This window comes from Pseudomonas sp. Yb2C2 (assembly GCF_052112325.1).
Taxonomy (GTDB): domain Bacteria; phylum Pseudomonadota; class Gammaproteobacteria; order Pseudomonadales; family Pseudomonadaceae; genus Aquipseudomonas; species Aquipseudomonas marginalis.
The window spans coordinates 244,261-257,016 of record NZ_JAVAJK010000003.1; the positions used below are offsets into that span (position 1 = coordinate 244,261).

Sequence of the window (12,756 nt, forward strand, 5' to 3'; positions counted from 1 at the left end):
CCCTTGCCGAGTGATCGCGCCGTTCATGAATACCCTCGCCCAACTCAAGGCCGGCCACTTGGCCGGCATTACGCGCCTGGACCTGTCCTGCGGGCTCACCGAATTCCCTGAGGAAATCTTCGGGCTGGCCGACTCTCTGGAAATCCTCAACCTCAGCGGCAATGCCCTGAGCCGCCTGCCCGACGACCTGCACCGCCTGCCGCACCTGCGCGTGCTGTTCTGCTCGGACAACGCCTTTACCGAACTGCCGGAATGCCTGGGCCAATGCGCCAAACTGAGCATGATCGGCTTCAAGGCCAACCAGATCAGCCACGTGCCCGCCGCCGCGCTGCCGCCGTTGCTGCGCTGGCTGATCCTCACCGATAACTGCATCAGCCAGCTCCCCTGCGAGTTGGGCGAGCGGCCGCTGCTGCAGAAACTGATGCTCGCCGGGAACCAACTGACGCAGTTGCCGCAGAGCCTGGCCAACTGCAGCAATCTGGAGCTGATCCGCATTGCCTCCAACCGCCTCACACGCTTGCCCGAGTGGCTGTTGACGCTGCCGAGCCTGACGTGGCTGGCCTATGCGGGCAACCCGGTGGAAATGACCGTGGATGGGGTGGCGGATGACGCGACAGCGGCTATTCCCTGGACGGAACTGGAACTGTCCGAGGTGCTGGGCGAAGGTGCCTCGGGGGTTATTCGCAAGGCCCTGTGGACACCCACGGCCAAGCCCGTCGCCGTCAAGCTGTACAAAGGCACGATCACCAGCGACGGCTCGCCGCTGCACGAAATGCAGGCCTGCATCGCCGCCGGGTTGCACCCTAACCTGATCAAGGTGCAAGGCCGCGTGGTGGGTGCCCCCGAGGACCAGGCCGCGTTGGTCATGGACCTGATCGACCCGAGCTACCGCAACCTCGCCGCCCTGCCGAGCCTGGCCTCGTGCACCCGCGATGTCTACGACCCCGCCACCCGCTTCAGCCTCGACGTAGCCTTGCGCATGGCCCGGGGCATCGCCTCCGTGGCCGCGCATCTGCACCGGCACGGCATCACCCATGGCGACCTGTACGGGCACAATATCCTGTGGAATGAAGCGGGAGATTGTTTGCTCGGGGACTTTGGCGCGGCGTCGTTCCATGCCAAGGCAGACACCTTGGAAACACGAGCCTTGCAACGCATTGAAGTGCGCGCGTTCGGGGTGTTGCTGGGGGAATTGCTGGAGCGGGTTGAAGCGGGGTTGATTGACGAGGCGCTGGTAGCGTTGCAGAAAAGCTGTTGCCAGCCCGACGTGTTGGCACGGCCGAGCTTCGAAGAAATCAACGCCTTGCTGCAATCCATCCAACACCACTAAGCAACTGTGGGAGGGGGCTTGCCCTAATGCCAGTCAGTTAAGCGTACATCGCCTCCTGTAGGAGCGAGCTTGCTCGCGAAAAACGTCAACGATAACGCGTGCTTCCTGAATGAGCGCGGCGCCTGTGAGTTTTTCGCGAGCAAGCTCGCTCCTACAAAAAGCCTTAACTGACTGGCATTAAGGCTTGCCCCCTCCCACATTTTGAATGCGTTTCTTCAGCGGATAAATCAGCCCGCCAGTCCGACGAACATATCCTGCACGTCGTCGTGGTTGTCCAAGCCTTCGAGGAAGGCTTCGACTTCAGCCATCTGCTCATCGGTCAGGCCACTTACCGGGTTCTTCGAGATGTAGCCCAACTTGGCCGACAGCACGGTGAACCCCTGTTCCGGCAGGGCTTTTTGCACGGCGTCCAGGTCGGTGGTCTCGGTGATGAACAGGGTGGTGCCTTCCTCTTCGCCGTCTTCAAAGTCCTGCGCACCGGCTTCGATCGCGGCCATTTCCGCATCGGCATCCGGGGTGTCCGGCGAGGCTTCGATCAGGCCGACATGGTTGAAATCCCAGGCCACGGAGCCGGAAGCACCCAGCTGCCCCTTGCGGAACGCCACGCGGATTTCCGCCACGGTGCGGTTGATGTTGTCGGTCACGCACTCGACGATCAACGGTACCTGGTGCGGGGCGAACCCTTCGTAGGTCACGCGGTGGTATTGCACGGTTTCACCGAGCAGACCGGCGCCCTTCTTGATCGCGCGTTCCAGGGTTTCCTTGGGCATCGAGGCCTTTTTGGCCTGTTCCACCACCAGACGCAGGTGGGCGTTGGTCGCGGTGTCGGCACCGTTGCGGGCGGCGATGGTGATTTCTTTCACCAGCTTGCCGAAGATCTTGCCCTTGGCATTGGATGCCGCTTCTTTATGTTTGACTTTCCACTGTGCGCCCATGACTCACTCTCTTCTATACATCGCGCCGAAACGTCTACTGGCCGGCGCTTTGGGGGCAGAGTTTATAGGGCAAAAACGCTCTGATCCACCAAAAAACCGGCCATACCCCTCAGGTTCGCAAGGGTTTGATCGCCGCACGGCAGTCCGGCACGAAATCCCCGACCTGGGCCAGCACGGCCGGCCTGGCGTTCCAGTAGGGCATCAGCACCAGCGAGGAAAACAGCGCGGCACCGGCAAACACGATAAACACCGTCACCGTATCGAAGTAACCCGGCAGCAACCCGCCGAGGATCGCCCCCACCGAACCGCAACCGTTCACAAAGCCTGCGGCCGTCGCCCCCGCCTTGGCGGTGCCGAAGTCGATGGCGGCGGTGCTGCTGATCATCGAGTCCGGCCCGTAGAGGGTCAGGCCCATCACAAACAGCAACGCCATCACCAGCAGCACGCTGCCGGTGTGCAGTGCGCCCATGAACAGCGCCAGGGCCACGGTCAGGGCCAACAGGCTGAGCACGCAGGCCGGCATGCGGCGGGCGCCGAACAGTTTGTCGGACGCCAGCCCGATCAGCACTGGTCCCAGCAAACCGGCCAGTTCGAACGCCGTCGGCACGATGGCCGCGCCGACCTTGCCGACCGAGGGCATTTGCTCATACACAATCACCGGCCCCCACAACAGGATCGCGTAGCGCGCCGGTTTCAGCAGGAAGTACGCCAGCCCCAGGGTCAAGACAGTGCGGTTACGCAGGATCGCCCGCAGCGGTTCCAGCACGCTGATGCGCTTCTCGGCGGCGGCCTCCTCGGCGCTCAACAGCGGCTCCGGCTCCACGGCGGGCAAGCCCACATCCTGCGGCGTGTTGCGCTGGAAGAGAAAGAACAGCAGCGCCACACACGCCACCACCGCCGCACTGGAGATAAACGCCGCATGCCAGCTGCCGATCAGGGTGTAGGCCCACCACCCGGCAAAGGGCGACGCCACCAGGCCGCCGAAGGCGTAGCACGAACTCCATAGCCCCAGCACTCGCCCGCGCTGCTGCGCCGGGAAGAAACTGCCGAGGTTCTTGCACAATCCCGACCAGCCGGTGGACTGCGCCAAGCCCTGGATCAACATGCAGCTAATAAAGATCGGCAAGGTGGCGAACGTGCCCATCACCAGCGCCGCAGCGGCAGAAATCAGTAACCCGCCGAGCACCACGACACGCGGCCCGAAGCGGTCAGCCAGCATGCCCCAGGTGAACTGCCCGACGGCATAGGCCGCCAGGTAAATGCCATCCAGGTTGGCCATCATCATTTTGTCGAGGGGGAAACTCGGGTCGTCGACGATCCCCAGCTTGGCCACGGAAAACGCTTTGCGAGTGAAATAGAATGCGGCGTACGCCAGCCAGGTGATAGCGAAAATCTGCACGCGCCAACGCTTGATGCTACCCATAGGGATATTCATGGTGGTTCTGACCTCAGGTGAGTGTGCCGGCAGAATCGAGAAGCGAATGCCTGTTGTTTTTATGGTTGAGCACTGCAATGCCGAGCCTTGGAAAGCGCGGCATTGGTCAGATGGGTCCGGTATTCAGGAGCCCATGGCTCCGTAGGTTGTAGGACTCAACCTACGGGGGCTGAGGCGTATCAAAGCAATGGCTGACTAATAGGTAAAATCGATTTATCGTATTTCAAATATAAGTTCAGCTTGTAAGAGGATTCGCGATGTCGGTGTCCCACGCACAGCTCAAAGCGTTCCACGCCGTCGCCGTCCACGGCAGTTTCACCCAGGCCGCCGAACGGTTGTTCCTGACGCAACCGGCGATTTCCGACCAGGTGCGCAAACTCGAAGAGCGCTTCGGCGTGCTGTTGTTTCATCGCAACAAGCGCTCGGTGCGCCTGACCGACCTGGGCGAACGCCTGCTGAGCATCACCCAGCGCCTGTTTGTGATCGAAGCCGAAGCCGAGGAACTGTTGCAGGACTCCCGCGCGCTGCTCACCGGCACCCTCACCCTCGCCGTGGATGCCCCCGTGCACGTGCTGCCGCAGATCGCGCGGTTTTGCCAGCTGTACCCGGGGATCAGCGTGAAGATCGAAACCGGCAACACCGACGAATCGCTGTTTCGCCTGTACAACTACCAGGCCGACCTGGCCTTGCTGGGCCGCGACGTCGACGATGAGCGCCTGCTGTCGCTGCCGTTGCCCGACGACCAATTGCTCGCCTTTGTCGCGCGCAACCACCCGTGGGCCGGACGCGAGTCCATCTGCCTGGCTGACCTGGACGACACGCCGCTGGTATTGCGTGAAATCGGCTCGGTCACCCGCCAGACCCTTGAACAGGAAATGAGCCAGGCAGGCTTGCGCATTCGCCCGGCCATCCAGGTGGAAGGCCGTGAGGCCGCCCGTGAAGCGGTGGTGGTGGGCATCGGCGTGGGCGTGGTCTCGGCGGCGGAGTTCGGCGCCGACTCGCGGGTGTACGCCATGCCCATCCGCGATTGCAGCCAGCGCATGAAAGAAACCCTGGTGTGCCTCAAGGAACAGAGTTCACGCCGGGTGGTGGCGACGTTCCTGGAGATCGTGCGCGACAGCCTTCAGCCTGGCGCCAACTCGAAGAACGCCTGAATCAGGCGCAACGAGCGCCGCCGCTCCATGCAACCGAGCAGGTGCCGGTTGACCAGCCCCTCGCCCTCAATCGGCACCGCCTGCACCCGCGGGTCGGGGCTGACTTCCATGGACGAGACCACGCCCACCCCCAGCTCAGCGGCGACGGCTTCGGTCACCGCCTCGCGGCTGTCCAGCTCCAGCAGCACCTTGGGCTGCACATTCGCGGCCATGCAGGCCTCATCGAAGGTACGCCGGGTGATCGAGCTGGGCTCGCGCAGCACCATGATCATGTCGTTGAGTTGCTCGAGGCGAATACCCTCGGGTTGCTGCGCCCACGGGTGGCTGGCCGGCACCAATGCGCACATCCGCGACTCGCTCAACGGTTGCAGGTGCAGACCGTTGCGCGGTTCCACTTCGGTGAGCACCGCCACATCCGCATGCTCGGACAACAGCGCGGCCAGGGTTTCCTGGGCATTGCCCAGGCGCAGGTTGACGGTAATCCCGGGGTAGCGCGCGCGCAGGCTGGCAATCATCGGCATCACCAGGTGCGGGCCGTCCGCCGCGACTTCCAGGCGCCCGCTCAGCAGTTGGCGGTTGGCCTCCAGCATGGTCTGGGCTTCGTCCACCAGGCCAAAGATCGCCCGTGTGATCGCCGCCAGCCGCGCGCCCTCTTCGGTCAACTCCACCCGCCGCGCGGTGCGACGCAGCAACGGGATCTGGTAGTGCTCCTCCAGGGCCTTGATATGCCCGGTCACCGCCGGTTGGCTGATGAACAGCCGCGCGGCAGCACGGGTAAAACTGCCCTCACGGGCCACGGCATCGAATGCGCGCAGTTGGAACAGGTTCATGGTTATCGGCCTCACTGATAGCTCGCATAACAACAAACAATTTGATTGATGACAAGCCAAACTGCAATTTAGGCGTCGTAGCTTCAACCCCCGATGCCTTGCGAGGACTTGAGATGACCACTGCCGCGCCGATCCTGCTGACACCTGGCCCCCTGACCACATCGAACCGCACCCGCCGGGCCATGATGGTGGACTGGGGTTCATGGGATGACCGCTTCAACCAACTCACTGCCAGCGTCTGCGCGCAATTGCTGGCGATCCTCCACGGCGAAGGCAGCCACCATTGCGTGCCGTTGCAAGGCAGCGGCACCTTTGCGGTCGAGGCCGCCATCGGCACCCTGGTCCCGCGTGACGGCAAGGTACTGGTGCTGATCAACGGCGCCTACGGCAAGCGCCTGGCCAGGATCTGCGAAGTGCTCGGCCGTGATTTGAGCACCTTTGAGACCGCCGAGGACCAGCCCACTACCGCCGCCGATGTGGACCGCCTGCTGACGGTAGACAGCGCCATCACCCACGTTGCGTTGATCCACTGCGAAACCAGCACCGGCATTCTCAACCCGCTGCCGCAGATCGCCGAGGTCGTCAAACACCACGGCAAGCGCCTGATCATCGACGCCATGAGCTCCTTCGGTGCGCTGCCGATCGATGCCCGCGAGGTGCCGTTCGACGCACTGATCGCCGCGTCCGGTAAGTGCCTGGAAGGCGTGCCGGGCATGGGCTTCGTCTTCGCGAACAAACAGGCGCTGGCCACCGCCCAGGGCAACTGCCATTCCCTGGCGATGGACCTGCTCGACCAGCACAGCTACATGACCAAGACCGGCCAATGGCGCTTTACCCCGCCGACCCATGTGGTCGCCGCCCTGCACGAAGCGCTGCTGCAATACCAGGAAGAAGGCGGCCTGCCCGCGCGCCACCGACGCTATGCCGACAACTGCCAGGCCTTGCTCGACGGTATGGCCGCACTGGGCCTGCGCAGCTTCCTGCCGGCGGCGATCCAGGCACCGATCATCGTGACCTTTCACGCACCGCAGGACCCGCGCTACCAGTTCAAGGACTTCTACGAACGGGTCAAGGCCAAGGGGTTCATTCTGTACCCGGGCAAATTGACCGAGGTGGAGACGTTCCGCGTGGGCTGCATCGGCCATGTCGATGCGCAAGGGATGCGCGCAGCGGTCAAGGCGATCGCCGAGGTGCTGGAAGAAATGGAAGTGTCGGACATCTGATTGCCCCTTACCCACAGGATCTGAACCATGAACTATCAAAACCCCAACACCCTCCAGGCCGTCATCCTCGACTGGGCCGGCACCGTGGTCGACTTCGGCTCCTTCGCCCCCACGCAGATTTTCGTCGAGGCCTTCGCCGAATTCGATGTGCAGGTATCCATCGAAGAAGCCCGTGGCCCGATGGGCATGGGCAAGTGGGACCATATCCGCACCCTGTGCGACCAGCCGCAAGTCGCCGAGCGCTACCGCCAGGCATTCGGCCGCACGCCCACCGATGACGACGTGACGGCCATCTACCAGCGCTTCATGCCGTTGCAGATCGAGAAGATCGCCGAACACTCGGCGCTGATCCCCGGCGCCCTCGACACCATCGGCCAACTGCGCGGGCGAGGCATCAAGATCGGCTCCTGCTCGGGCTATCCCAAGCAAGTCATGGACAAAGTGGTCGCCCTGGCCGCCACCAACGGCTACGTCGCCGACCACGTGGTCGCCACCGACGAAGTGCCCAACGGCCGCCCATGGCCAGCCCAGGCACTCGCCAACGTGATCGCCCTGGGCATCGACGATGTGGCGGCGTGCGTCAAGGTCGACGACACCGTGCCAGGCATCCTCGAAGGCCGCCGCGCCGGGATGTGGACCGTGGCCCTGACCTGCTCCGGCAATGCCCTGGGCCTGACCTACGCGCAGTTCCGCGCCCTGGACAGCGCCACGTTGGCCAGCGAACGCACGCGCATCGAAGCGATGTTCGCAAGCTCCCGCCCCCATTACCTGATCGATACCATTACCGACCTGCCGGCCGTCATCGCCGACATCAACCAGCGCCTGGCCCGTGGCGAAATGCCGCAAAGCGACTGATAGAGGTCAAGACAACGACATCGCACCGGGCAAACCGCGCAAAACAGGCTTACAGTAAAAGGACTTCGTCGCCAAAGAACGAAGGTTCGCCCTGATGAGTGAGGAACCCAGCGATGCCGTGGAAAAATTCCGATACGCGCTACAGCACCATGTCGATTGCGCTGCACTGGTTGATGGTGGTGCTACTGGCGGTGGTCTACGCCTGCATTGAGTTACGCGGACAGTTTCCCAAAGGCAGCGGTGCACGGACGTTGATCGTCGAGATGCATTTTATGTTCGGCCTCACCGTGTTTGTGCTGGTGTGGCTGCGCCTGTTCGCGCGCAGCCTGGGGGTTGCGCCGAGGATCGTCCCCGCCCCGCCGCAATGGCAAAGCCTGCTGGCCACGCTGATGCACTTCGCGCTGTACGCCTTGATGATCGGCATGCCGATTGCCGGTTGGCTGATCGTCAGTGCCGAGGGGCATTCGGTGATGTTCTATGGGATCGAGTTGCCGCCACTGATCGCTGAAAACAAGGCGCTGGCCAAAGAGATTGAAGGCTGGCATGTGTGGTTCGGCAAAGCCGGTTACTGGCTGATCGGGCTGCATGCGTTGGCGGGGATCTTTCATCATTATGTGATGCGTGATAACACGGCGCTGCGGATGATGCCGGGTAAGCGTGCTAGGCTGTAAACCCTCGGCGGCCCTGCAAGCCGCCGGTATGCACGAAGATCAGGCGAGTGCCGGGTACGAACCGCCCGGCCTCGATCTGCTGCTTCAACGCCAACAACGCCTTGCCGGTATAGAGCGGTTCCAGCGGTACACCGCAGGCCTGTTCAGCGGTCTCGATAAAGTCCAGTAGCAGCGGATCTACCTTGGCAAAACCGCCCCGACTGGCGTCCAGCAATTCATAACCACCCTGCACTAGGGCACTCACGTTCTGTGCCACACCATGATCATCCGGTACCGCCATGGCGCCATACACCGGATGCGCGCCCGCCTCCGCCAACGCCAACCCCGCCAACGTCGTACCGGTGCCTGCCGCCAACCACCAGGCATCGTAATCGGCCCAGCCCACGGTGCTCAATTGCCGGCGTGCCTGCTCGACCAAGACCCCGCAACCCAATGCCCCGGCCAACCCGCCGCCGCCTTCGGGCACGGGGTAAAGATCGGGATATTGCGCGCGCCACGGCAACCAGAAATCCTCCGCGTGGCGCGCGCGGTAGCCGGCATAGCCCAGCCAATGCAACTGCATGCCAAAGGCTTTCAGATCGAGGACTGTGGGGGTGTCTTGAGGGTGACCACGCAACAGGCCGACGGTGGGAAAACCAAAGCGCTTGCCCGCCGCTGCCAGCGCGTGCAGATGGTTGGAGTGCGCCCCGCCAAGGCTGATGACGCCGCAGGCACCGGCCTGTCGTGCCTGGGCCAGATGTTCGGTGAGCTTGAACCACTTGTTGCCGCTGATCAGCGGGTCGATGCGGTCCAAGCGCAGCACGGCCAGCTCGACGCCATTGAGCCAATCGAGCCGCATGGCTTCAAGAGGAGCGTGGGGAAGCCAGTCAAAGGGACCCATCGGGCGGCATCTGCATCGAAAAAGGGGCGGTAGTCTAACACCGCCCCTTGCATCGCCTTACAGCTCGGCGGCGAGCCGTGAGCCTTGGTTGATGGCGCGCTTGGCGTCCAGCTCGGCCGCCACATCGGCGCCGCCGATCAGGTGCACGTTCTGCCCTGCGGCGACCAGGCCGTCCTGCAACTCGCGCAGCGGGTCTTGCCCGGCGCAGATGACGATGTTGTCCACGGCCAACAGCTGCGGCTCACCTTCGGCACCGATGCGGATATGCAGGCCGTCATCGTCGATCTTCAGGTACTCGACGCTGTTAAGCATCTGCACGCGCTTGTTCTTCAAGCCGGTACGGTGGATCCAGCCGGTGGTCTTGCCCAGGCCGTCGCCGACCTTGGAAGCCTTGCGTTGCAACAGGAACACATCACGGGCCGGGGCATGGGGTTGCGGCTTGATCCCGGCCACACCGCCACGGGCTTGCAACTGGGTGTCGATGCCCCACTCTTTCCAGAACGCTTCGCGGTCGAGGCTGGTAGACACGCCTTCATGCACGAGGAATTCCGACACGTCAAAACCAATGCCGCCGGCGCCGATCACCGCGACGCGCTTGCCCACCGGCTTGCGCTCGAGGATCACGTCCAGGTAGCTCAGCACTTTGGCATTTTCAACGCCCGGAATCGCCGGCGTGCGCGGCGCAATGCCGGTGGCCAGGACGATCTCGTCGTAACCGCCCGCCACCAGTTGTGCGGTGTCGACACGGGTGTTGAGGCACAGCTCGACGTGGGTGGTCTGCAACTTGCGATTGAAGTAGCGCAGGGTCTCGAAAAACTCTTCCTTGCCCGGTACGCGCTTGGCGATATTGAATTGGCCGCCGATCTCACTGGCCGAATCGAATAAGGTCACCTGGTGGCCACGCTCAGCCGCCACGGTGGCGGCGGCCAGGCCTGCGGGGCCGGCACCGACCACGGCGATTTTCTTGATCTGCTTGACCGGCAGGTAGTTGAGTTCGGTTTCATAGCAGGCCCGCGGGTTGACCAGGCAGGTGGTCAACTTGCCGCCAAAGGTGTGGTCCAGGCAAGCCTGGTTGCAGCCGATGCAGGTGTTGATTTCATCGGCGCGGCCGGCGGCGGCCTTGTTGACGAACTCGGGGTCGGCGAGGAAAGGCCGCGCCATCGAGACCATGTCGGCATCGCCTTCGGCGAGGATCTGCTCGGCAATCTCCGGTGTGTTGATGCGGTTGGTGGTGATCAGCGGGATCTGCACCGCACCGCGCAATTTGGCCGTGACTTTGCTGAACGCGCCACGGGGTACTTTGGTGGCGATGGTCGGGATACGCGCTTCGTGCCAGCCGATGCCGGTGTTGATGATGGTCGCGCCGGCCTGCTCGATGGCCTTGGCCAACTGCACAATTTCTTCCCAAGTGCTGCCGCCTTCCACCAGGTCGAGCATCGACAGGCGGAAGATAATGATGAAGTTCGGGCCCACCGCTTCACGCACGCGGTGCACGATCTCCACCGCCAGGCGCATACGGTTTTCGTAGCTGCCGCCCCAACGGTCGGTGCGGTGGTTGGTGTGGGCGGCGAGGAACTGGTTGATGAAGTAACCTTCGGAACCCATGATTTCCACGCCGTCGTACTCGGCGACCTGGGCCAGCAGCGAGCAGGTGACGAAATCCTGGATTTGCTTCTCGATGCCTTCCTCGTCCAGCTCCTTGGGCTTGAACGGGTTGATCGGCGCCTGGATCGCACTCGGCGCCACCTGTTTTGGGCTGTACGCATAACGGCCGGCGTGGAGGATCTGCATGCAGATCTTGCCGCCCGCCTCATGCACGGCCTGCGTGACGATCCTGTGCTTCTGCGCTTCTTCTTCGGTGGTGAGCTTGGCCGCGCCGGAATACACCCCGCCTTCATCATTCGGGCCAATGCCGCCAGTGACCATCAGGCCCACGCCGCCACGGGCGCGCTCGGCAAAGTAGGCCGCCATGCGCTCGAACCCACCGGGCTTTTCTTCCAGGCCCGTGTGCATCGAGCCCATCAGGGTGCGGTTGCGCAAGGTGGTAAAACCCAGGTCCAACGGGGCCAGCAGGTGCGGGTAGGCAGCAGCGGTCATGGTACAGCTCCACAACGGATCATCACGGGACGTGGAGGGCTCGAATGGCACCCCATCGGTTTATGTCCCACAGACTAAGAGGCGGTGGACGACGGCTCAATGACTGAAACTGACAAGTTATTGATCCAAATGCACAGCGCCCCTTGGCAAGCCGCTGCCGGGGCCCTACCCTAGTCGCGAACCCTGCACCCGGTCTGTTGTCTGTTGCCCCATGCGTAAACTTCTCGCTTTTACCGTCTCCATGGCCCTGGTTGCCGCAGTCGCCGCGTATCTGGTCTGGACCCAGGAGCGCCCCGTGGGGCATTACCTGTCGGACCTGCGCATCACCCTCGCCGTCAACGAAGGCCTGCCCGCCGATCGCGGCAACTTGCTGGGCATCCAGCCGGAGCTGTTTCCCGCCGATTACCAGAGCCTGGAACGCCTGCACCTGAAGCTCGCGGCCTATCTGCAAAAGGCCCGGGACCAGGGGTTGATCAACGAAAAAACCATCGTGGTGCTGCCTGAACATATCGGCACCTGGCTGATGTTGACCGGTGAAAAAAATGAGGTGTACCAGGCGCTGCACGTGAAGGATGCGATGAACTGGCTGTCGGTCAGCAACCCGCTGCTGTTTGCGCGTGCCTGGATCAGCGCAACCGGCGATAACCGCACCGATGACGCCTACCTGCGCATGAAAGCCTCCGGCATGGCGCGGGACTATCAGGTGCTGTTCGGCGGCCTGGCCAAGGAGTTTGGCGTCACGCTGGTGGCCGGCTCCATCGCCCTGCCCAACCCCAGCGTCAGCCAGGGCCAACTGCAGGTCGGCCATGGCGCCTTGTACAACGCCAGCGTGGTGTTCGCGGCGGACGGATTGCCCCTCGGTGATCCCCAGCGCCAGCTTTATCCGATCTACGATGAACGCGGTTTTATCGAACCCGGTGACGAAAACATCGTCAGCGTGGTCGACACCCCGGCCGGGCGCCTCGGCGTGTTGGTCGGCAGTGACAGCTGGTACCCGGACAACTATCGCAAGCTCAACGAGCAAGGTGCGCAACTGATTGCGGTACCGGCCTTTGTGCTGGGTCGCGATACCTGGGATCGACCATGGCGCGGCTTCAAGAGCGTGTCCACGCCACCGGAAATCAGCCTCAAGCCTGAAGAACTCAGCGAAGGTGAGGCCTGGCGGCGCCTGACGCTGATCAGCCAGCAACCCGTCAGCCAGGCAACCGCTGGCATGAGCGTATTCCTGCGTGGGCAGTTCTGGGACCTGGGCACGGCCGGGCACAGCTTTCTCAGCAGCTACGGGCAGATCAGCGCCGACGGCGACGCCCGTGGTGCGCGCCTGCTGAATATCTGGCTGTAACCCC

General features: G+C 63.1%; 11 protein-coding genes. 6 read left to right on the forward strand and 5 right to left on the reverse strand.

The genetic code is table 11. From position 1 onward, the window contains the following. Positions 1–25: 25 nt before the first annotated feature. Complete coding sequence (locus tag Q8X51_RS05435) at positions 26–1,330, forward strand: protein kinase (protein ID WP_065948444.1); 1,305 nt, start codon at positions 26–28, stop codon at positions 1,328–1,330. 227 nt (positions 1,331–1,557) lie between these two features. Here the strand turns inward: Q8X51_RS05435 and Q8X51_RS05440 are convergent, their stop codons facing one another. Then, positions 1,558–2,265: a YebC/PmpR family DNA-binding transcriptional regulator gene (locus Q8X51_RS05440; protein WP_027606258.1), complete on the reverse strand. Its 708-nt coding sequence runs from the start codon at positions 2,263–2,265 to the stop codon at positions 1,558–1,560. A 109-nt stretch (positions 2,266–2,374) separates the two neighbouring features. Next, positions 2,375–3,700 carry an MFS transporter gene (locus Q8X51_RS05445; protein ID WP_407694131.1) on the reverse strand — a complete coding sequence of 442 codons (1,326 nt, stop codon included), beginning with the start codon at positions 3,698–3,700 and terminating at the stop codon, positions 2,375–2,377. Between the two features lie 257 nt (positions 3,701–3,957). On the opposite strand from Q8X51_RS05445, the gene Q8X51_RS05450 reads away from it, so the two are divergent. Beyond that, the gene (locus tag Q8X51_RS05450; RefSeq protein WP_065924131.1) at positions 3,958–4,854 is read left to right on the forward strand and encodes a LysR substrate-binding domain-containing protein; all 897 of its coding nucleotides are present in this window, start codon (positions 3,958–3,960) and stop codon (positions 4,852–4,854) included. On the opposite strand, the gene Q8X51_RS05455 is transcribed toward Q8X51_RS05450, so the two are convergent. Then, positions 4,824–5,684, reverse strand: coding sequence for a LysR substrate-binding domain-containing protein (locus Q8X51_RS05455; protein WP_407694132.1), 861 nt, complete (start codon positions 5,682–5,684; stop codon positions 4,824–4,826). The genes Q8X51_RS05450 and Q8X51_RS05455 overlap by 31 nt on opposite strands. Before the next feature lie 113 nt (positions 5,685–5,797). Here Q8X51_RS05455 and Q8X51_RS05460 point away from each other — a divergent pair, with 113 nt between their 5' ends. The 3 genes from Q8X51_RS05460 to Q8X51_RS05470 all read left to right on the forward strand — a co-directional run bounded on the left by Q8X51_RS05460 (position 5,798) and on the right by Q8X51_RS05470 (position 8,433). Further along, positions 5,798–6,907 carry a 2-aminoethylphosphonate--pyruvate transaminase gene (locus tag Q8X51_RS05460; RefSeq protein ID WP_323147051.1) on the forward strand — a complete coding sequence of 370 codons (1,110 nt, stop codon included), beginning with the start codon at positions 5,798–5,800 and terminating at the stop codon, positions 6,905–6,907. A 27-nt stretch (positions 6,908–6,934) separates the two neighbouring features. After that, positions 6,935–7,762 (forward strand): phosphonoacetaldehyde hydrolase, encoded by an 828-nt coding sequence (phnX, locus tag Q8X51_RS05465; RefSeq protein WP_407694133.1) that lies wholly within the window; start codon positions 6,935–6,937, stop codon positions 7,760–7,762. Between the two features lie 113 nt (positions 7,763–7,875). Further along, positions 7,876–8,433, forward strand: coding sequence for a cytochrome b (locus Q8X51_RS05470; RefSeq protein ID WP_065924135.1), 558 nt, complete (start codon positions 7,876–7,878; stop codon positions 8,431–8,433). Here Q8X51_RS05470 and Q8X51_RS05475 read toward each other — a convergent pair. Together Q8X51_RS05475 and Q8X51_RS05480 are read right to left on the reverse strand one after the other, a co-directional pair. Further along, a complete protein-coding gene (locus Q8X51_RS05475; RefSeq protein WP_407694134.1) occupies positions 8,423–9,313 on the reverse strand; it encodes a 1-aminocyclopropane-1-carboxylate deaminase/D-cysteine desulfhydrase in 891 nt (296 codons plus the stop codon). The two genes, Q8X51_RS05470 and Q8X51_RS05475, sit on opposite strands and share 11 nt — an antisense overlap. 57 nt (positions 9,314–9,370) lie before the next feature. Next, the gene (locus tag Q8X51_RS05480; protein WP_323147053.1) at positions 9,371–11,410 is read right to left on the reverse strand and encodes an NADPH-dependent 2,4-dienoyl-CoA reductase; all 2,040 of its coding nucleotides are present in this window, start codon (positions 11,408–11,410) and stop codon (positions 9,371–9,373) included. Positions 11,411–11,621: 211 nt separating this feature from the next. Between Q8X51_RS05480 and Q8X51_RS05485 the strand changes: the two genes are divergently transcribed. After that, positions 11,622–12,752, forward strand: a complete 1,131-nt coding sequence (locus Q8X51_RS05485) for a carbon-nitrogen hydrolase family protein (RefSeq protein ID WP_065924138.1) — start codon at positions 11,622–11,624, stop codon at positions 12,750–12,752. The last annotated feature ends 4 nt before the right edge of the window (positions 12,753–12,756 follow it).